19 protein-coding genes and 5 tRNA genes are annotated in these 19,982 nt (G+C 65.1%); all 24 read left to right on the top strand.

All coding sequences use genetic code 11. The annotated features are described in order from the left end of the window. Positions 1–3 precede the first annotated feature (3 nt). The 24 genes from Pcatena_RS04160 (at position 4) to der (ending at position 19,974) form a co-directional block, all read left to right on the top strand. Positions 4–915 carry a phosphatidate cytidylyltransferase gene (locus tag Pcatena_RS04160; protein WP_232619822.1) on the top strand — a complete coding sequence of 304 codons (912 nt, stop codon included), beginning with the start codon at positions 4–6 and terminating at the stop codon, positions 913–915. Beyond that, positions 912–2,108, top strand: coding sequence for a 1-deoxy-D-xylulose-5-phosphate reductoisomerase (gene dxr / locus Pcatena_RS04155; RefSeq protein ID WP_232619821.1), 1,197 nt, complete (start codon positions 912–914; stop codon positions 2,106–2,108). Before Pcatena_RS04160 ends, dxr begins: the two co-directional genes overlap by 4 nt. Further along, positions 2,105–3,496: a M50 family metallopeptidase gene (locus Pcatena_RS04150; RefSeq protein WP_126421884.1), complete on the top strand. Its 1,392-nt coding sequence runs from the start codon at positions 2,105–2,107 to the stop codon at positions 3,494–3,496. Before dxr ends, Pcatena_RS04150 begins: the two co-directional genes overlap by 4 nt. 6 nt (positions 3,497–3,502) lie before the next feature. Continuing rightward, positions 3,503–4,597, top strand: a complete 1,095-nt coding sequence (gene ispG, locus Pcatena_RS04145) for a flavodoxin-dependent (E)-4-hydroxy-3-methylbut-2-enyl-diphosphate synthase (protein WP_126421882.1) — start codon at positions 3,503–3,505, stop codon at positions 4,595–4,597. A 121-nt stretch (positions 4,598–4,718) separates the two neighbouring features. Continuing rightward, on the top strand, positions 4,719–6,428 hold the full coding sequence (locus tag Pcatena_RS04140; protein WP_126423407.1) for a proline--tRNA ligase: 1,710 nt from the start codon (positions 4,719–4,721) through the stop codon (positions 6,426–6,428). 15 nt (positions 6,429–6,443) lie between these two features. After that, complete coding sequence (locus Pcatena_RS04135) at positions 6,444–7,637, top strand: pyridoxal phosphate-dependent aminotransferase (protein ID WP_126421880.1); 1,194 nt, start codon at positions 6,444–6,446, stop codon at positions 7,635–7,637. 82 nt (positions 7,638–7,719) lie between these two features. Beyond that, a tRNA-Ala gene (locus Pcatena_RS04130) sits at positions 7,720–7,795 on the top strand. Between the two features lie 115 nt (positions 7,796–7,910). After that, positions 7,911–7,986: transfer RNA gene (locus Pcatena_RS04125), tRNA-Ala, on the top strand. Between the two features lie 48 nt (positions 7,987–8,034). Beyond that, a tRNA-Ile gene (locus Pcatena_RS04120) sits at positions 8,035–8,110 on the top strand. Positions 8,111–8,346: 236 nt separating this feature from the next. Next, positions 8,347–9,294 carry a hypothetical protein gene (locus tag Pcatena_RS04115; protein ID WP_126421878.1) on the top strand — a complete coding sequence of 316 codons (948 nt, stop codon included), beginning with the start codon at positions 8,347–8,349 and terminating at the stop codon, positions 9,292–9,294. A 267-nt stretch (positions 9,295–9,561) separates the two neighbouring features. Next, positions 9,562–9,636, top strand: a tRNA-Val gene (locus Pcatena_RS04110). 4 nt (positions 9,637–9,640) lie between these two features. Next, positions 9,641–9,716, top strand: a tRNA-Ala gene (locus Pcatena_RS04105). A 70-nt stretch (positions 9,717–9,786) separates the two neighbouring features. Then, entirely contained in the window at positions 9,787–10,161 is a 375-nt protein-coding gene (locus Pcatena_RS04100) for a VOC family protein (RefSeq protein ID WP_126421876.1), read from the top strand. Between the two features lie 92 nt (positions 10,162–10,253). Further along, positions 10,254–12,254 carry an ABC-F family ATP-binding cassette domain-containing protein gene (locus Pcatena_RS04095; RefSeq protein ID WP_126421874.1) on the top strand — a complete coding sequence of 667 codons (2,001 nt, stop codon included), beginning with the start codon at positions 10,254–10,256 and terminating at the stop codon, positions 12,252–12,254. After that, the gene (locus tag Pcatena_RS04090; RefSeq protein ID WP_126421872.1) at positions 12,247–12,543 is read left to right on the top strand and encodes a hypothetical protein; all 297 of its coding nucleotides are present in this window, start codon (positions 12,247–12,249) and stop codon (positions 12,541–12,543) included. The genes Pcatena_RS04095 and Pcatena_RS04090 overlap by 8 nt, the downstream gene beginning before the upstream one ends. 17 nt (positions 12,544–12,560) lie before the next feature. After that, positions 12,561–13,259 carry a site-2 protease family protein gene (locus Pcatena_RS04085; RefSeq protein WP_126421870.1) on the top strand — a complete coding sequence of 233 codons (699 nt, stop codon included), beginning with the start codon at positions 12,561–12,563 and terminating at the stop codon, positions 13,257–13,259. A gap of 4 nt (positions 13,260–13,263) precedes the next feature. Continuing rightward, positions 13,264–14,073, top strand: a complete 810-nt coding sequence (locus tag Pcatena_RS04080) for a segregation and condensation protein A (protein ID WP_126421868.1) — start codon at positions 13,264–13,266, stop codon at positions 14,071–14,073. Then, positions 14,073–14,741 carry an SMC-Scp complex subunit ScpB gene (gene scpB / locus Pcatena_RS04075; RefSeq protein ID WP_126421866.1) on the top strand — a complete coding sequence of 223 codons (669 nt, stop codon included), beginning with the start codon at positions 14,073–14,075 and terminating at the stop codon, positions 14,739–14,741. Before Pcatena_RS04080 ends, scpB begins: the two co-directional genes overlap by 1 nt. Further along, a complete protein-coding gene (locus Pcatena_RS04070; protein ID WP_126421864.1) occupies positions 14,734–15,534 on the top strand; it encodes a pseudouridine synthase in 801 nt (266 codons plus the stop codon). Before scpB ends, Pcatena_RS04070 begins: the two co-directional genes overlap by 8 nt. Before the next feature lie 2 nt (positions 15,535–15,536). Then, complete coding sequence (locus Pcatena_RS04065; RefSeq protein WP_126421861.1) at positions 15,537–16,226, top strand: histidine phosphatase family protein; 690 nt, start codon at positions 15,537–15,539, stop codon at positions 16,224–16,226. 34 nt (positions 16,227–16,260) lie between these two features. After that, positions 16,261–16,950: a (d)CMP kinase gene (gene cmk, locus Pcatena_RS04060; protein WP_126421859.1), complete on the top strand. Its 690-nt coding sequence runs from the start codon at positions 16,261–16,263 to the stop codon at positions 16,948–16,950. After that, positions 16,947–17,690, top strand: a complete 744-nt coding sequence (locus Pcatena_RS04055; protein WP_126421857.1) for a lysophospholipid acyltransferase family protein — start codon at positions 16,947–16,949, stop codon at positions 17,688–17,690. Before cmk ends, Pcatena_RS04055 begins: the two co-directional genes overlap by 4 nt. 37 nt (positions 17,691–17,727) lie before the next feature. After that, positions 17,728–18,576 carry a 4-hydroxy-3-methylbut-2-enyl diphosphate reductase gene (ispH, locus tag Pcatena_RS04050; protein WP_126421855.1) on the top strand — a complete coding sequence of 283 codons (849 nt, stop codon included), beginning with the start codon at positions 17,728–17,730 and terminating at the stop codon, positions 18,574–18,576. A 75-nt stretch (positions 18,577–18,651) separates the two neighbouring features. After that, on the top strand, positions 18,652–19,974 hold the full coding sequence (gene der, locus Pcatena_RS04045; protein ID WP_126421853.1) for a ribosome biogenesis GTPase Der: 1,323 nt from the start codon (positions 18,652–18,654) through the stop codon (positions 19,972–19,974). The last annotated feature ends 8 nt before the right edge of the window (positions 19,975–19,982 follow it).

The raw sequence follows: 19,982 nt of genomic DNA, 5'->3' as shown, positions 1-19,982 counted from the left end.
GGCGTGCCCAAGACCCTCGACTCGGCCTCCGAGTCCCTCGAGCGCCGGCGCAAAGCCCACGAGGGGGAGCGCGTCGTCGGCGGCCTCAAGAGCCAAAAGGCCCGCAACTGGACCGAGAAGCTCCTCACGAGAACGACGTCGGGCCTCGTCTATGCGCTGTGCATCTTCGCCTGCCTGTTCCTGGGAAAGATTCCGACCACGGTGCTCGTGGCAGCGATGGCCTGGCTGTGCGGCTCGGAGTTCTTCAGGATGTCTCGCTTGGCGGGCCGCATGCCCAACGAGTTCGTGGGCCTTTTTGCCACCGTGCTCTATCCGCTGGCCGCGCTTGCCCGCCCCGAGGCCGAGACGGGCATTACGTTGCTGCTCATGCTTGCGTGCGGGACGTGGTACGTGCTTACCCCCAGGGCCAGCATCTCGGACGCCTCCATCACGCTGTTCGGCGCCGTCTACACGGGACTTCTGTTCTCCTCGGTCGTCACGATCCGCTCGTGTGACCCGGGATATGACGGAGCCCTGCTCACGCTCGGCGTCATGGGGTCGGTCTGGGTGAACGACGCCTTTGCCTATCTCGTGGGTTCCAAGCTTGGCAAGCACAAGCTTGCCCCGCGAATCTCTCCCAACAAGAGCTGGGAGGGACTCGTCGGCGGCCTGTTTGGGTCATGCATCGTCTGGACCATCGTGTGGGCTCTAGGTGTGAGGGGCATCGAGCTTCCGCTCGCCCTGCTCGCCGGCCTTCTGTGCGGATGTGCCGGCGTCATAGGCGACCTGTTCGAGAGCCGTCTCAAACGCAGCGTGGGCGTCAAGGACTCGGGCAACTTCATGCCGGGCCATGGTGGTCTGCTCGATCGGTCTGACTCCATGCTCTTTGCCTGCATGACGGCCTACTTCGTGCTCCACTACGGAGGAATTCTGTGAACATCTTCGAGGACATCTCGAGCCCCATGACCAGGGAGCGTCCGCTGCGTGTGGCGCTCCTTGGCTGTACGGGCTCCATCGGCATGCAGACGCTCGACGTCGTCCGCATGCACCCAGACAAGCTTAGGCTCACGGCCCTTGCGGTCAACAGCTCCTGCAGGGGCCTTGTCGACGCCGCCCGCGAGTTCGGCGCCGCGCACGTTGCCGTGGCCGACGAGTCTCGCAGGAACGACCCCATTCTCGACGAGCTTCCCGAGGGTTGCAAGCTTGGCTTTGGACGGGACGCCGTCACGAGGCTTGCCAGCCTTCCCGACGTGGACTGCGTTCTCGTTGCCGTCGTGGGCGAGGCCGGTATCTGGGCAAGCCACGAGGCGCTTCGTGCCGGAAAGATCTGGGCACCGGCCAACAAGGAGGCCCTCGTCATCGGCGGCGACATCCTCATGCCGATGGCAAAGCCCGGGCGCGTCCTGCCCGTTGACTCCGAGCACAACGCCATCTACCAGTGCCTCGTTGGCGAGCGCAGGCATGACGTGAGAAAGATCTGGATCACGTGCTCCGGAGGCCCATTCTTTGGCCGCAGCCGAGCCGAGCTCGCAGACGTCACGGCCGCGGATGCCCTGGCGCATCCCACGTGGAAGATGGGCGCAAAGATCACGATCGACTGCGCCACGCTCATGAACAAGGGCCTTGAGGTCATCGAGGCACACCACCTCTTCGACGTGCCCATCGACGACGTCGAGGTCCTCGTGCACCGCCAGAGCAAGATTCACTCCGCCGTTGAGTTTGCGGACGGCTCCGTGAAGGCGCAGCTGGGACCCTCCGACATGCGCGTGGCAATCCAGTATGCGCTCAGCTATCCCGAGCGTTGGGAGTCTCCCGCAACCCACGTTGACTGGCGCACCTCCGAGCCTCTCACATTTGCGGCGCCCGACACAGACGCCTTCCGCTGTCTCGACCTCGCGCTTTGCGCAGGCAGGACCGGCGGCACGCTGCCCTGTGCGATGAACGCTGCGAACGAAGTTGCCAACGAGGCGTTCCGAGCCGGTCGTTGCGGATTTACTGACGTTGACGCCATCGTCGAGGGCGTCATGGACGTAACGAACGTCGAGCCGCTCACCTCGCTCGGACAGGTGGCCGAGGTGGACTCGCTGGCGCGCGCCCAGGCCCGCGAGCTTCTCGAGAGGCTTTCGTGAGCGCGGTCATGGGTGCGCTCTCTGCCATCTTTTGGGGCGTCATCCTGCTCTCGTCGCTCGTCTTCGTTCACGAGGCGGGCCATTATCTGGCGGCGCGTGCGTTCGGCATGCGTGTGACCGAATTCTTCCTCGGCATGCCGTGTCGCTGGCGCATCTCTCACAAGAGCGCAGACCACGGAACCGAGGTGGGCGTCACGCCCGTCCTGCTCGGCGGGTACAACCGCATCTGTGGCATGGAAGGCCAGGCAAGCCCGCTAGCAGCCCAAATCCTGGAATGCGTGGCTCGCCATGGACGCGTTGCCATTGCTGACATCGCCTCAGAGCTTGGCTTTAGCGAGGAGCAGGTGTGCGAGCAGCTCTCCATTCTGGTGGACTGGGCATCCGTTGAGCCCTACTACGACGAAGCGGCGGGGGAGAGGCCAAGCCAAAAGGAGTGGCCTCGTTGCGTCCAGACCGTCGAGCGTGACGCCAACCTGCTCACCGCGTTCGACTCCGGACACGACTTCTCGCTCGATGGCTCCACGTTGGCTGGGGAGCCCCACGCGCTTCCTGGGGGCGGCGCCGAGGGGCTCCTAGCACTTGAGCGCGCCCACACGTACCAAGGGAAGGGCTTTCTCGCGCGTGTGATCACGCTGCTTGCGGGACCTGTCGTCAACGTCGTTCTCGGTATTGCCCTCATCGCCGGCGTCCTGTCAGCCTGCGGCATCGACGTCGCAAGCAACTCAACCGTCATCGGTGCCGTCGCCGAGGGGTCGCTTGCGCAGGCGAGCGGCCTCGAGGCTGGGAACGCGGTCACGAGCGTTGCGGGGCAGCCCTGCGAGGACTGGGACTCCATGGGCCAGATGGTTCGCGATGCCATTTCGTCCGGTGAGCCATTTGTGCTCGAGGTTCAGCGTGCGGGACAGTCACTCGCGCTCACGGTAGATCCCGCTTCCGTGGATGGCGACGGTAAGCTCGGTGTGACGGCAACCATCGAGCGAATCCACCCAAGTCCGGTCCAGTCGCTCTCCCTTGCGTGGAACTACCTCACGGCAACCTTAGGCTACGTGGCTCAGCTCTTCCAGCCCGCTCACACGGCGGAGGTGGTCTCGCAGTCAACGTCGGTCGTCGGCATCTCGGTCATGGCCTCCGAGGCAGCCGCGTCTGGCGCAGAGAGCTTCCTGTTCCTCATGGCCGCCATCTCGCTTTCGCTCGGCATCATGAACCTCATCCCCATACCGCCCCTCGATGGCGGAAAGCTTCTCATCGAGCTCGTCCAGCTTGTGATCAAAAGAGACGTGCCCATGCGTGTCCAGGGGTACCTGTCCTACCTCGGCCTCGCCCTGGCCCTGCTGCTGTTCTTTGTGGTGCTTCGCCAGGACATCGTGCGATTCGTCATTGGAGGCTAGCGAACCATGATCGACCTCAGAACAAGCGCGGGCACCTCTGCACTCCCGCGCGAACTCACCCATCAGGTTCATGTGGGCAAGGTTGCCGTGGGCGGCGGAGCTCCCGTGTCCGTCCAGTCCATGTGCACCACCAAGACGACCGACCCCGTCTCGACGCTCGCCCAGATTGGCGAGCTTGCCCAGCTTGGGTGTGAGATCGTCCGGGTGGCCATTCCCCACGCAGACGCCCTGGACGGCTTTGCCGAAACCTGCGCCGGGTCTCCCATCCCCGTAGTTGCCGACATCCACTTCGATCACAAGCTCGCCATCGAGGCGGCGAGGCGCGGGGCGTCCGGCCTTCGCATCAACCCGGGCAACATCGGTTCCTTCGACCGCGTGGACGCCGTCATCGACGCGGCGGGGGAGGCCGGTATCCCCATTCGAATCGGCGTGAACGCGGGCTCCCTCGACAAGGACATTGACGCGCGCGATGACCTCACGCAGCCCCAGAAGCTCGTGCAGAGCGCCGTCTCGTTCGTGCGCCACTTCGAGGAGCGCGGCTTCTCGGACATCGTGCTGTCTGCCAAGGTCCACGACGTGCCCTCGACCATCCTCACGAACCGCGAGCTCTCACGCGTTCTGCCTCACGTGCCGCTGCACCTTGGCGTTACCGAGGCAGGCACGGTTCGCCAGGGAACCGTCAAGAACGTGAGCGCGCTTTCCGTGCTGCTCTCTGAGGGCATTGGCGACACGATGCGCTTGTCTCTCACGGCCCCTCCCCAGGAGGAGGTGCCCGTTGCCTGGGAGCTGCTGCAGTCGCTTGGCATGCGCCGCCGCACGCCCGAGCTCGTGAGCTGTCCCACCTGCGGGCGCTGCCAGGTGAACCTCATCGAGATCGCCAACGAGGTGGAGCGTCGCCTCCAGACGGTGAGCGCCCCCATCTCGGTGGCCGTCATGGGATGCGTCGTCAACGGCCCCGGCGAGGCCCGCGGGGCAGACATCGGCGTCGCCTGCGGCAGGGGAACGGGCCTTCTCATCGCTGGCGGGGAGACGCTGCGCAAGGTTCCCGAGGAGCGTATCGTCGACGAGCTGTTCGAGGAGATCCACGAGCGCTTCGAGTGAGGCACTAAGCCTGGGCGCCGGCTTCTGTGGGGCTGGCGCTTTCGCGCTAAAATGGCACGGTTGAAACTGATGCGGCCCCTGGACTGGGGCCGCTCGACATGGAGGGATACTAATGAAGCCGATGAAGATGAGCCGCCTGTACGCACCCACGCTCAAGGAGGACCCGACCGAGGCCGAGCTCGCGAGCCACCGCCTGCTGCTTCGCGCCGGCATGATTCGCAAGGAGGCGGCCGGCCTCTACACCTACCTGCCGCTGGCCTGGCGCTCCATCATGAAGATCGAGAACATCGTTCGAGACGAGATGGACAACGCGGGCGCCCAGGAGCTCATGATGCCCATCATGGTCGACGCCGACCTCTGGCGCCAGAGCGGCCGCATCGACGCCTACGGCAAGGAGCTCATCCGCTTCCACGACCGCCACGAGCGCGAGTTCGTCCTGGGCCCCACGCACGAGGAGACCGTCACGGCGCTCGTGCGCAACGAGCTTCGCAGCTACAAGCAGCTCCCCGTGAACCTCTACCACATCCAGGACAAGTTCCGCGACGAGTTTCGCCCCCGCTACGGCCTCATGCGCGGCCGCGAGTTCATCATGAAGGACGGCTACAGCTTCTCCGCCACGCAGGAGAGCCTGCAGGAGGAGTACGACAAGATGAAGGCGGCCTACGCCAACATCTGCGTGCGCTGCGGCCTCAAGGCCCTGCCCGTCGTGGCTGACACCGGCCAGATCGGCGGAGACACATCCGTCGAGTTCATGGCGCTCGCCGACGCCGGCGAGGCAAGCCTCGTCTACTGTGACTGCTGCGGCTTTGCGGCAGACGACGAGGCGGCCACCACGAAGGTTCCCGTCCTCGACGGCCCCGGCAACGGCGTGCTCACCAAGATCGAGACCCCGGGCGTCCACTCGATCGAGGACCTCGCCAAGTTCCTCGACGTCCCCGAGAACGCCACCGTCAAGTCCCTGTGCATCATCGACGCCGAGGGCAACCCGGTCCTGGCGCTCGTCCCCGGTGACCACGAGCTCAACGACTGCAAGGCCGAGCACGTCTTTGGCGAGGGCTACCGCATGATGACCGACGAGGAGCTCGAGGGCTTCGGCCTTCCCAAGGGCTCCATCGGACCGGTCAACCTTCCGGAGGGCATCCGCATCGTCTGTGACGCCACGCTCGAGGACGTCCACAGCTGGGGCTGCGGCGCCAACGTCGACGGCTACCACTTCATCGGCGTCGAGCCTGGCCGAGACTTCACGGCCGACGAGTGGGCCGACATCGTGACCGTCGTCGCCGGCGACCCCTGCCCGCACTGCGGCAAGCCCCTCTCGGCGGCGCGCGGCATCGAGGTCTCCCAGGTCTTCCAGCTGGGCACCAAGTACTCCGAGGCCATGGGCGCCACGTTCATGGACGAGGACGGCAAGGACAAGCCGCTCATCATGGGCTGCTACGGCGTTGGCGTCTCCCGCACGCTCGCTGCCGTCGTGGAGCAGCACAACGACGAGAACGGCATCGTCTGGCCCGTCTCCGTGGCTCCCTATGAGGTCTCCATCGTGCCTCTGGACGTGAACGACGAGCTCGTGTGGCCCGCGGCCCAGAAGGTTGCAGACGAGCTCTCCCAGGCTGGTATCGAGGTCGTCATCGATGACCGCAAGGAGCGCCCGGGTGTCAAGTTCGCAGACAACGACCTCATGGGCTTCCCCTACCAGCTCGTCTTTGGCAAGCGAGCCGTCAAGAACGGTTGCTGCGAGCTCAAGGATCGTGCCACGGGCGAGCGCGTCGAGGTTTCGATCGACGAGGTGGCCGAGAAGGTCGCCGGTCTCATCCGCGCCGCGCGCGCCTAGGCGGGCTCGGTCAACGTGGGACGCAGAACCAACAGTGACCTGGCGGGTCTCGCGACGAGCGGGATCCGCCGGTTCACGGCCCTTGCAAACCAGACGCCGGGTTGCGTGAAGCTCACGCTCGGCGAGCCGGAGTTCGACACGCCCGAGCCCGTACGTGCCGCCGTGAGCGATTCGCTTGCTCGTGGGCTCACGCACTACCCGCCCAACAACGGGCGTCCCGAGCTACTTGAGGCCATCTCGGGCTATATGGCCCGTCATGGGCTCTCCTATGCTCCCGACGAGCTCATCGTGACGTGCGGCGCAACAGAGGCGCTCGCAGCCACGCTCATGGCGATTCTTGACCCGGGCGACGAGGTCATCGTTCCCACGCCTGCGTTCGGGCTCTACGAGTCGATAGTGCGTGCCTCGCACGGGGTTGTGGTGCCCATCGACACGAGTAAACGAGGGTTCCAGATCAGCCCGACAGACATAGGCAACGCGCTGACCGAGCGCACGAAGGCCATCGTCATCACCTCTCCGAACAACCCCACGGGCTGCGTGTACAGCCATGAGACGCTCGAGGCCGTGGGGCTGGCCCAGTTCCAGAGCGGCATCTACGTGATCTGCGACGACGTCTACAACCGCCTTGCGTATGACGAGGGCTATGAACGCTTCGCCGTTCTCGCCCAGCACGAGCAGGAGAGGCTTGCCAAAGACGAGCGTGCAGACCGCGAGTTCCATGGCCTTGCGGACAGGACGGTCGTCGTCGACTCGTTCTCAAAGCCCTGGGCCATGACGGGCTGGAGGCTGGGTTGGCTTGCCGCTCCGAGGGAGCTCAAGGCCCAGATCGAGAAGATGCACCAGTACCTCGTCTCGAGCGTGCCCGCGTTCGTGCAGGACGCCGCTGTCGTGGCGCTTGGGTGCGACGTTGAGCCCATGAGGGAGACGTATCGACGCAGGAGGGGCCTCGTCGTGAGCAGGCTCGGGGAGATGGGCCTGCCTGTTGAGGAGCCGTCCGGTGCCTTCTACGCGTTCCCTAGCATCTCGCACCTCGGAATGGGTTCCGAGGAGTTCTGTGAGCGCGCGATTCGCGAGGCGGGCGTGGCGCTTGTGCCGGGAACGTGCTTTGGGGCCGAGGGCTTCGTGCGCCTGAGCTATTGCGTGTCAGACGATGACCTGGAGACGGGACTCGACAGGCTCGAGAAGTTTGTGACGGCGCTGCGCGACTAACGACCAGTTGGATAGCTCAATCTTTTTTAGCTTTCTGGCTTGTGCCGCTACGCGCTTTTGGTACTATGTGTTTCGTTGATTCGGGGATATAGCTCAGTTGGGAGAGCGCGTGACTGGCAGTCACGAGGTCAGGGGTTCGAACCCCCTTATCTCCACCAGAAGTGATGGGTGGCAGCTTCGGTTGCCACCTTTTTTGTTAGCTCGTGCAAATTCGCGAAATTGGGACTTGCATCAACCTCAGATTTCCGTATAGTTATCAATGCACTTGCGCACGGGGATATAGCTCAGTTGGGAGAGCGCGTGACTGGCAGTCACGAGGTCAGGGGTTCGAACCCCCTTATCTCCACCACATATGACAAGGCGGAGGCACATTGTCTCCGCCTTTTTTCATATCAGAGGGCCTATGGCGCAACGGTTAGCGCAGGGGACTCATAATCCCTGGGTTGTAGGTTCGAATCCTACTGGGCCCACCAACGTTTACGCAGGTCAGAGGGTGTGTATCCTCTGACCTGCATAATTTTTTGAACTAATAACGCCTCGATTTGAGCATATTTATGCAAGGAGGATCTCTTCAGCAGAAATTAGATGCGCGTTCTTGCCGCCGTCGGCATTAATTGTCAGCAACGGTCCCATGACTCGAAACTTCTCGCGATTTCGTTGGATAGAATGGGAACCATGGTTATGTACAGATCGACGGCAGGGGAGAGACATGGCAGACGAGCAGGCGGTCGCAACGCGCAGTCTCAAGCCACTTGGGGTTGGCTATCTCGTCTGGCATTGCATCTCCAAGCTTGCGATTCTCGTGATCCTGATGTTCACGACGCTTGCCTACGCGGGCATCTACTCCGTTCAAGGTCAGTTGCCGCAGACGGTATCGCTCATGGGCTTTGACGTCTCGGCATGGCTCTTCATTGGCGGCTCTTGGGCAATCCTTGCGCTCGTCACGCTTGCCGGCATCTCGTTTGCCGTCTCGGCACTCACGTTCCAGCGGGAACACGTACGCCTGACAAGGGCCATCATCCTCGGACGCATCATGTTTGCCCTCTGCGTCATCGACCTGCTCACGAGTGTGGTTCAGGGCGATTCCGTTTCGATAATTACGGGTTCGGTCTCCCTGGTGCTCACGGGCTCTCTCGCACTCGAGGTACGTAGGGCAAGCAGGGGGATAGACCAAGGTGCCCCGCAGAAGAGCTTCGTGGCGGAGGCGATCGATGAGGAGCCGGTGAGGCTCGAGTCCCTCTCTGATGCCGCACGCTCAAGGTTCAGGGCCACATCAGGCTACGCAACCATCATGCTCGTCTGGGGCGCGCTTCGAGTGCTGTATGGCATCGCGACGCTCATATCGCTGCCGCTTGCCTCTGGCGCTCGATACGTTATGTACGGGCTTGCCTCGTCGCTCGTGATCATGTGCGTGGGGGTTTATCTCATCGTCGCCGGGAGATACGGAAAGACGGCACTCAGCGGCTCTGGAAAGCTTGACACGTTCATGGGGCTCTGTCGCATTGGCGTGATCGTTGCGGGCGCCGCGCTCGTCCTGTTCGTCTTCTTGCTCCTCGGTGGCCTGGCGCCCGCGGCGGGCGAGACATTCTGCGCCGTGGTGGACCTCGCTCTTTGCGGAGCTGGTTTGTTCAGCGCCAGCAAGCTCAAGGAAGCGTAGAAGGTGAGAGCGGGGGCATCCCCGTTCAAGATTAGATTTCATTGGGCGAGACACAAACATCATTCGGTGAGCTTCGTCTCTACTTCTTGGATTCGCGAGGTTTCAATTGCCCACGAATCAAATGATCCAAAGGCATATCTCACGCTGAGCATTGCGCTAAAATACCAGCTAGACGAACTCGTCGAAACTTCTTTTAAAATTCTTCTTGCGCATCGGCAAAATCCTATGGTAGAGTACAACTCGCTGCGCACGACGGCAGCTCGAAGTGGGCGATTGGCTCAGGGGTAGAGCACATCCTTCACACGGATGGGGTCGCTGGTTCGAATCCAGCATCGCCCACCACTTCGGGGATATAGCTCAGTTGGGAGAGCGCGTGACTGGCAGTCACGAGGTCAGGGGTTCGAACCCCCTTATCTCCACCATAATCGAGAAGGCCGGGACATTCGTTCCGGCCTTTTTTGTTACGTAACGGCCTCAACCGAGGAGAGAGCCATGAGCGAGCAGATCGAGAACCCCGTCAAGGCCTTTGGGCTGCACGTCGCCCACGTGGGCATCAACGCCGCCAGCCCCGAGGAGGCCCAGCAGGTCGCCGACCTCTTCCAGGCCCTCATGGGGCTTGAGCCCAACGTCACGCCCGTCTCGGTCTTCGCAGGCACGCTCGTAGAGGTCATGAGCGGTTGTGGCAGGGGAGAGAAGGGCCACATCGGCTTTGGCGTCAATGACATCGCCGCCGCCGAGAAGTGGTTCGCCGCCCGTGGCTTCGAGATCAACGAGGACTCTCGCGCCCTCAACCCCGATGGCTCCACAAAGCTCGTCTACTTCAAGCGCCAGATTGCGGGCTTCGCCATCCACCTCTGCCAGGACTAGGACATAAGCAGGGACATAAGCTGTGACCAACTGGGACGCAGCTTATGTCCCACCCTTCACGCGCATCGCAAGCAAACAACCAGGGAGCTCCCTTGATTCTTCTCGCAGACAAGGTATCCAAGTCCTTTGGCGGACGCACCCTCTACGAGGGCGCCACGCTGCAGCTCAACGCCGGCCAGCGTTGGGCGCTCGTTGGGCCTAACGGCGCCGGCAAGACGACCCTTCTCAAGATCATCATGGGAGTGGAGACCCCAGACGAGGGAACCGTGAGCTTTCAGAAGGGCACCTCGGTGGGCTACCTCGAGCAGGAGGCAAAGCTGGCCGGTCACGAGACCGCGCTCGAGGAGGTCAAGTCCTCTGCAACGGAGATCCGCCGCCTCGGCGAGCGCATCTCCGAGCTCGAGGCCCAGATTGCCAACACGCCTGAGGGCGATGAGCTCAACGCCCTTCTCGAGGAGTACGGCCACGCCCAGGACCGCTTCGAGCGCCTGGGCGGCTACGAGCTCGACAGCCGCGCCCGCGCCATCCTGTGTGGCCTCGGGTTTCCCGTCGAGGACCTCGACAAACCCGCCGAGGACTTCTCCGGTGGCTGGCAGATGCGCATCGCCCTGTCCAAGCTGCTGCTTCGCCACCCTGACCTGTTGCTGCTCGACGAGCCCACGAACCACCTGGACCTCGAGAGCGTCCAGTGGCTCGAACAGTTCCTCTCTGGCTACGACGGTGCCGTGCTGCTCGTGAGCCACGACCGCGCCTTCATGGACGCCTGCGTCTCCCACGTGGCGGCCCTCGAGAACCGCCGGCTCACCACCTACACCGGAAACTACTCCGCCTACCTGCGCCAGCGCGAGGACAACCTCGAGCAGCTGCGGGCCAAGCGAGCCGCGCAGGAGCGAGAGATCGCCCATATGCAGGTCTTCGTCGACAAGTTCCGCTATAAGCCCACGAAGGCCGCACAGGCGCAGGAGCGCATGAAGCGCATCGAGCAGATCAAGAGCGAGCTCGTCATCCTGCCCGAGTCCTCGCGCAAGGTGAGCTTCCAGTTCCCCGAGCCCCCGCGCACGGGCGACATGGTGGTCTCGCTCGAGCACATCCGCAAGGCCTTCGGCGACAACCTCGTCTACGCAGACGCCAACGCAACGTTCTACCGTGGCGACCACGTGGCGCTCGTAGGTCCCAACGGCGCGGGCAAGTCCACGCTCATGAAGCTCGCGCTCGGCTTCGAGAAGCCCGACGCGGGCACGGTCGAGCTCGGTCAGAACGTCACGAGCGCCTACTACGCGCAGCACCAGCTCGAGACGCTCAACGAGTCCAACACCGTCATGGGCGAGATGGACAAGGCGGCCCCTGGCTGGACGAGCTCCGAGGAGCGTCGTCTGCTCGGCGCGTTCCTCTTCTCCGGAGACGACGTCGAGAAGCGCGTGGGCGTTCTCTCCGGAGGCGAGCGTGCCCGCCTCGCGCTTGCGAAGATGCTTGTGGCGCCCGACCCGCTGCTGTGCCTGGACGAGCCCACGAACCACCTCGACATCGACTCCGTCGACGTGCTCGAGCGCGCTCTCGTGGACTTCAAGGGCACGATCATGCTCATCAGCCACGACGAGCACCTCGTTCGCGCCGTGGCGAACAAGGTCGTCGACGTCCGAGACGGCCGCGTGACCATCTATGACGGCGACTACGACTACTACCTCTACAAGCGAGCCGAGCTCGAGGCGACCGCGCAGGAGCAGCAGGCTCCCGCTGCCCGGACAACGGGCTCCAAGCAGGCCGAAAAGCCCGTCTCGGGCCAAGACACGGGTGGCCGCAACGTCAAGACCAAGGAGCAGCGCAGAGCGGAGGCCGAGGCCAGAAACGCGCTCAACAAGGCCCTGCGCTCCACGAAGAAGCGCCTCAAGGAGGTCGAGGACGCCCTAGAGCCGGCACGTGCGCGCTATGACGAGCTCATGGAGCTCATGGCCTCCGAGGAGCTCTACGCAGACGCCAAGAAGTTCGACGCCGCACTTGCCGAGTACAACGCGCTCAAGAAGAAGATCCCCGCCCTCGAGGAGGAGTGGCTCGAGCTCTCCGAGAAGCTTGAGGAGGCAAAGCAGAATGCCTAGCGCACGCAGCGGCGTCCTGCGTGCGGTCGATGTCTGCCTGCGCGTGGCCGCGGCTTTGCTTGTTGCCGCCGCGGCCTTCCTGCTGGTGCCGCTGCCCGAGCTCAGGGCGGCGCAGATTGAGCTCACGCTCGCCGTGCAGGGACTCGAGCCCACATGCGTCAGGGGACTTCTCGTGCTTGGCACCGGGGCCGGCGGCGCCGTCCGGGGTGACTTTCTGCTCTGCGCCGCGGCGCTGCTTCTCCTAGACTGGATACTCGGACGCGCCTCTCGCACATCGCAGGGGCTCTAGACCAGACGGGAGGCGACGTGTACTCGCTCGAAAATATCGCACGGATCGTGCTCACCGTGGCGCTTCTGCTCGTCGCCGCCATAATCCACGAGGTCGCCCATGGCTACGTGGCCCACCTGTGCGGGGACGACACGGCCAAGGAGGCCGGCAGGCTAACCCTGAACCCCGCCAGGCACCTCGACCCGTTTGGTTCCGTCGTGCTGCCCATCATCATGGCCATCGCGGGCGGCTTCGTGTTCTCGTACGCCAAGCCCGTTCCCTACAACCCCTACCGACTCAAGAACAGGAGGCGCGACGAGGTGCTCGTGGCGCTCGCCGGGCCCGCTTCGAACCTGCTCCAGGCCGTCGTGGGCGCCCTGTGCTTCAATGGTGCGTGGGCTCTCGTAGAGGCCAGCAACGAGCTCTACTTCTCCGGCCCCGTCGTGCTTGGGCTGACGGGCATGCAATGGCTGCTCACGGCGCTCTCCACCTACGTGTGGGTCAACCTCATGCTGGCGTTCTTCAACCTCATCCCCCTGCCGCCGCTCGACGGATCGAAGGTCGTCTGCTACTTCCTCAAGGGCGATGCACTCACGCGCTACTACGAGGTGCAGCGCTACGCCATGCCCATCCTCATCGCGGTGCTCTACCTGCTGCCGAGGCTTGGCATCGACCCGCTCGGAGCCTACCTCGACTTCTTTGCGGGCAACCTCTACGATCTGCTTCTTGGGATGTGATCGCGTGAGCTACCGCGTGCAAACCCAGGCTTACTCGGGACCGTTCGACCTTCTCCTGCAGCTCGTGAGCCGCCAGCGCGTCGACATCGGCGCCATATCCATCTCTGAGGTCGCAGACCAGTACCTCGCGGAGGTCGAGCGCATGGGTGAGCTCGACCTTGACGTGGCGAGCGACTTTGTCCTCGTTGCCTCCACGCTGCTAGACATCAAGGCCGCCTCGCTCGTCCCGGACGACGAGCCCACGCGCCACGAGGACCAGCAGGACGAGGACGAGTTCGCCGACCTCTCCGCGGACGAGGCGCGTGAGGTGCTCATCGCCAGGCTCATCGCCTACAAGCAGTTCAGAAACGCCGCCGCCGCGCTTGGGAGCCGCATGGAGGCACAGGCCCGCATGCACCCCAGGACCGCCGGCCCAGATCCGGAGTTTCTCAATACCATGCCCGACTACCTCGAGGGCATCACGCTGCGCGGGCTCGCCGTCATCTGCGCGGACCTTGACAGCAGGCGCGAGGGCTTTCTGCTCGAGGCGGAGCACATCGCGCCCAAGCGCCTGCCCGTGGCTCTCACCGTGGCCTCCGTCGACCGCGTGACGATGGCAAACCCGCACACGACCTTCGAGGCCCTGCTCGACGGTGAGTCCACGCCCGAGCAGGTGGTCGTGACGTTTCTCGCGATTCTGCATCTCTACAAGCTTGGCAGCGTGACGCTCGCGCAGCAGGATAACTTCGGGACGATAGAGATTGACCGCGTCGAGGGCGCGCCCGCCTACGAGGTGGACGCCGCGGCGCTGGCCGAGCTGGAGGGAGAGTACTGATGCGGGAGCTCGAAAAGCTCGGCGCAGGATCGGTCAAGGGAGCGCTCGAGGCAATGCTGCTCGCGTCCTCGGACCCCGTGAGCGCAACCAGCCTCGCCGCCGTCCTCGGCGTGGCACCAGGCGAGGTCTCGTCGGCGCTCGCCGACCTCGCCGCCGAGTACTCGGACGCCAACCGTGGCATCCAGCTGCGGGAGGTCGCCGGCGGCTGGCGGCTGTTCACGCACCCGGCCTTCCACGACCAGGTGGAGGCGCTCGTCATGAGCTGGGACACGAGGCGCCTCTCGCAGGCGGCGCTCGAGACGCTCGCCGTCATCGCCTACCACCAGCCGGTGACGCGCGAGGGCGTCAAGGCCATCCGCGGCGTCAACTCCGACGGCGTAATCTCCTCGCTCGTGGACAAGGGCCTCGTGCGCGAGGCCGGGCGAGACCCGCAGCGGGCCCAGGCCATCCGCTATGCCACCACGCAGGCGTTCCTCGAGCGATTTGGCCTCAAGAGCCTTCGCGAGCTTCCTGACCTCGAGCAGTTTGCCCCAGACGAGGAGTCACGCAAGTTCATACGCGAGCGTCTCTCGGGCCGCTCCATCGAGTCAACGCTCGAGGAGGCCGCGGCCGACGTGGACGAGGAGCGCGAGCTGCTCGAGGACGCGGGCGAGGCCAGCGATGAGTAGCGATCAGACAGGCGAGGAGCGCCTCGTCCCCATGCGCGTGCAGAAGTTCCTCGCCCGCGCGGGCGTGGCGAGCAGGCGCGGCTCCGAGAACCTCATGACGGCAGGGCGCGTGCGCGTCAACGGGCAGGTGGTCACCGAGCTCGGCAGCAAGGTGGACCCTCGCGTGGACACGGTCACGGTGGACGGGCGCGAGGTGAGGCTCGCGGACGGCTCGGTCTACCTCATGCTCAACAAGCCCGCCGGCTACGTAACCACGATGCGAGACCCGGGCGGGCGCCCCTGCGTGGCCGAGCTCGTGCCGTCCGATCGCTACCCGGGGCTCTTTCCCGTGGGCAGGCTCGACCGTGACACGACGGGCCTTCTGCTCTTCACGACCGACGGCGAGGCCGCGCAGCGGCTGCTGCACCCCTCCTACGAGAAGGACAAGCACTATGTGGCGCTTGTCGAGGGCGTGATCGGACGCGAGGAGAGAAGGGCGCTCGAGCGAGGCATCACGCTCGATGACGGCCCCTGCGCGCCTGCCAAGGTGGAGTTCATCGAGCGAGGCGACCCGAGGGCGACCACGCTCGCGTGGACAGGCGGCGACGGCGCGTCCCTCGTGGGCCTCACGATCCATGAGGGAAGGAAGCATCAGGTAAAGCGCATGCTCTCGGCCGTTGGCCACGAGGTCATCGCACTTCACCGCGACACGTTTGGCCCGCTCGCACTCTCTGGCGTGGGGCCGGGCCAGTGGCGTATGCTCACAGACGCCGAGCGAGAAGCGCTACGAGGCGCAGCGAGAGGGGAGAGCTAGCGATGGGTGAATATGGGCGCGTGCTGTTCATGAGGCACCCCAGGACGGTCTTCAACGACACGGGTCTTCTGTCCGGCCACATCGACGTGGAGCTCTCCGAGGCGGGCGTCTCCCAGGCGCACCGCGCCGCCGCTGCCCTCGCGGCGTGGCAGCCAGACCGCATCCTGTGCTCGCCGCTTCGGCGCTGCCGAGCCATCGCAGACGAGGCGGCAGCGGCGCTCGGCCAGGACGTCATCGTGGACGAGCGCCTCATCGAGCTCGACTTCGGTCCGCTCGAGGGCGTCGAGAAGGCGGCGCTCGAGCAGCAGGGGCTCTCCTTCCCGTGGCAGATCGTGGACGGTCGCTCCGTCGCGGCGCCGGGCGCCGAGACGTTCGAGCAGCTCATCGGGCGCGCCGGTCACTTCGTGGACTACGTGGCCAAGCTGCCCGGAAAGACGGCCTGCGTCACGCACGGGGGATTCTCGCGCGCCGTTTTCGCCGCCGTCTACCACGAGCCGGTCGAGCTGTTCTGGGATCGCGTGATCCCCAACGTCTCCTCGCAGGTGTTCGTCACCAACGGTCGCAGGCTCGCGCTTCAGACGGCAGGCCTCACGCCCGAGGAGCTACACCGCAGGGCTGACGCCAACTTCGTTCCGCACGACTCCGTGAGCGCTGCGTTCTCCGAGCCCACGGACGACCTCTCGAGCAACTAGGCGGCTGCGCCGCCATCCGGGAAAGGACAAGCACATGATCGTTGCCATCGACGGGCCCGCCGGGTCCGGCAAGTCTACCGTCGCCAGGGCCATGGCGGCCCGTGAGGGGCTCACCTACCTCGATACGGGCGCTATGTATCGCGCCGTGACCGATGCGGCGCTCACGCGTGGGATAGACGTCGCAGACGCCCAGGCGGTCTCCGAGCTGGCTCATGCCATCGACATCGTCTTGGACAACGGCGCAGACGGCCCCACCGTCACCGTCGACGGCCAGGACCGCACGCGCGCCATCCGCACGCCTGAGGTGGACGCGAACGTCTCTGCCGTCGCCGCGGTGCCGGCTGTGCGCGAGGCCATGGTGGCGCTGCAGCGCAAGGCCGCCGAGAGCGCAGACGTCGTCGCCGAGGGCCGTGACATCGGCACCGTCGTGTTCCCCGCGGCCGAGGTCAAGGTGTTCCTGTCTGCCGACGCATCGGCCCGAGCGCGCCGCCGCGCCGTGCAACGTCACGGCGGCGACACCGCCACAGACGCCAACGCAACCGCCAACGCCGAGGAACAGGCGAAAATCGAGGCCGAGCTCATCGCCCGCGACAAGGCCGACTCCACGCGCGAGACGGCCCCGCTCAAGCCAGCCGAGGACGCCGTGCGCATCGACTCGACTGACCTCACGGTAGACGAGGTGTGCGACGCCATCAGCGAGCTCATCGCGGGGGCGCGCGCATGACGCAGACACGACAGAAGCCCAAGGGCGAGCGCGGCAAGGGCGGATATGACTTCATTCGCAACGGCATAGACGACTATCCCCTTCCCGCTCGGCTCGTCTACAACTTCGTCGCCTTTGTGCTGTGGCTGTTCTCGAGCATCGTGTGGCCCACAAGGTTCGAGAGACTCGACGAGCTCGTCGACCACGTGCGCGAGCGCGGCACGGTCATCGTCATGAACCACACGTCCATGGTCGAGCCGGTCGTGTTCATCGTCGGGCTGTGGCGCCGCCACGTGCGCGTGCGGCCCATCTACAAGGTGGAGTTCGAGAAGATCGGCCCCGCCAAGTGGCTGTTCCGCCGCATGGGCGGCATCCCGGTTGACAGGGGATCCGCAGACCTCAAGGCACTCAAGGCCGCCAGGGACGCCCTCGGCCGCGGCGAGTGCGTGCTTATCTATCCCGAGGGGACGCGCATCAAGAACGACGACCAGCCCATCAAGGTCCACGGCGGCTTTGCCATGATTGCGCAGATGGGGAAGAGCGACGTCACGCCCACCGCCGTCGTTGGCGCCGCCGATCCCTACAAGACCCGTCCCACACATCGCCGCAAGCCGCGGATCCGTTGCGGCAGGCCCATCTCGTTTACCGAGCTTGACGGCACGAACCGCAAGGAGAAGCTCGCCGAGATGGAGCGTGTGGCCATGGAGCGCGTCTATGCTCTGAGAGACGAGCTTCGCCACGACTATCCCGGTCTCTGGTAGCGGATCGCATCGCTACGCCATAGGAGGTATGCAAGAGATGCCAACCATCACCGTGGCCGACCACGCCGGCGCCTGCTATGGCGTCCAGCGTGCGCTCGAGCTCGTGCAAAAGGTGGCCCAGCAGGCCACAGGCCCCGTCCACACGCTGGGCCCGCTCATCCATAACCCCCAGGTGGTCGAGGGCCTGGCGAGCCAGGGCGTCACCGTGGTGGACGATGTGCCCACACAGGCAGGCTCCACGCTCGTGCTGCGCACCCATGGCGTCGTTCCGCAGGTGGAGCAGGCCGCCCGCGATTTCGGCCTTGACGTGGTCGACGCGACCTGCCCCTACGTCAAACGCGTCCACCACGCCGCCGAGCGGCTCCAGGAGCTGGGCTATCAGGTGCTCGTCGTGGGCGAGGCGGGGCACCCCGAGGTCGAAGCGATTCTCGGCCACGCACCCGGGGCGCAGGCAGTCGCGGGCGTGGAGCAGCTCGATGGCCTCGAGCTTGGCCGACGCGTGGGCGTCGTCGTGCAGACGACCCAGGCCAAGACGACGCTTGACGCCGTCATCAGCGAGCTCACCTCCCGCGTGTCGGAGGTATGCGTGGTCAACACCATCTGCGAGGCAACGAGCGAGCGACAGCAGGCCGCGCGCAAGCTTGCCGCCGCCTCCGACGTCATGGTGGTGATCGGTGGCAGGAACTCCGCCAACACCACGCGACTCGCAAAGATCTGCCTGTCGTCGTGCGCCAAGACTCACCACATCGAGACGTGCGACGAGCTCAGTGCCAGCTGGTTCGAGGGTGCCTCGAGCATCGGCGTCACCGCGGGCGCGAGCACGCCCACGGCCCAGATCGACGAGCTCGTCAGTCGCATAGAGAGCCTCTGTGCTTCCTCTTCGTAGCCAAGGCCGAGCAGAAACGCCCGCATCTCGCATGCTAAGATTCTGCGTTTAGGTACAACCGAGCAAGGAGCAAGCATGTCCAAGCCCATCGTCGCCATCGTCGGCCGACCCAACGTCGGCAAGTCGACCCTGGTGAACCGCATAGCCCAGAAGAAGGAAGCCATCGTCCATGAGAGCCGCGGCGTCACGCGCGACCGCAGCTACCATGACGCCGACTGGAACGGCGTGGACTTCACGCTCGTTGACACGGGCGGCATCGAGACCGGCCGCTCCGACGACGCCTTCTCCGGCCGCATCCGCGAGCAGGCCGAGGCCGCCCGCGTCGAGGCCGACGTCATCGTCTTCGTCGTCGACGCAACCACGGGCGTCACGGACGAGGACGAGACGGTCGCCCGCATCCTGCGCCGCGCGGGCAAGCCGGTCTTCCTCGTGGCCAACAAGCTTGACAATCCCTCTGACGAGAAGACCCTGTGGGACTTCTACTCCCTGGGACTCGGCGAGCCCAGGCCCATCTCGGCCGTTCACGGACACGGCACGGGAGACCTGCTCGACGAGGTCGTGGCGGCCCTGCCCGAGCAGGCCGAGGAGCCCGAGTATCCCGAGGACGCCCTGCGTGTGGCAATCATCGGCCGCCCGAACGTGGGCAAGTCCTCCATCACCAACCGCTTTGCCGGCAAGAACCGCTCCATCGTGAGCGACGTCGCCGGCACCACGCGTGACGCGCTCGACGTGGTCGTGGAGCGCGAGGGCAAGCGCTACCGACTCGTCGACACCGCAGGCATGCGCAAGCGCAACCTCGTGCACGAGGACGTCGAGTACTACAGCCTCGTCAGGGGCCTTCGCGCCATCGACGAGGCGGACGTGTGCCTGCTCGTCGTGGACGCCTCCGAGGGCGTCACCGAGCAGGACCAGAAGGTCGCAGGCCTTGCGATCGAGCGCGGTTGCGCGCTCGTCATCCTGCTCAACAAGTGGGACCTCGTGCGTACCGACGAGAAGCGCGAGGACGTCATGATGAGCGTTGCGCGCCGCATGACGTTTGCCCCCTGGGCGCCCGTCATCCGCGTCTCCGCACTCACGGGCCGCTCGCTCGACAAGGTCTGGGCCGTCGTGGACCGCGTGGGCGCGGCGCACGCGGGCAAGATCTCCACGAACGCCCTCAACAACCTCTTGGCCTCCATGCGCGAGAGCGGCCACACGGTCACGAAGGGAGCCAAGCGCCTGCGCATCCAGTACGCCAACCAGACGGGCAACTGCCCGCCGGCCCTGACGTTCTTCTGCAACTTCCCCGAGCTCATCGATGAGAACTTCAAGCGCTTCCTCGAGAACCGCCTGCGCGAGAACTTCAACCTCGAGGGTACGCCCATCCGCCTGCGCTTCCGCAAGAAGCAGCAGGCCTAGGACGTCCA

The sequence above is a fragment of the Parolsenella catena genome (genome assembly GCF_003966955.1).
In the GTDB taxonomy this organism is placed as follows: domain Bacteria; phylum Actinomycetota; class Coriobacteriia; order Coriobacteriales; family Atopobiaceae; genus Parolsenella; species Parolsenella catena.
This window is presented reverse-complemented; position numbering and strand designations above follow the sequence as displayed.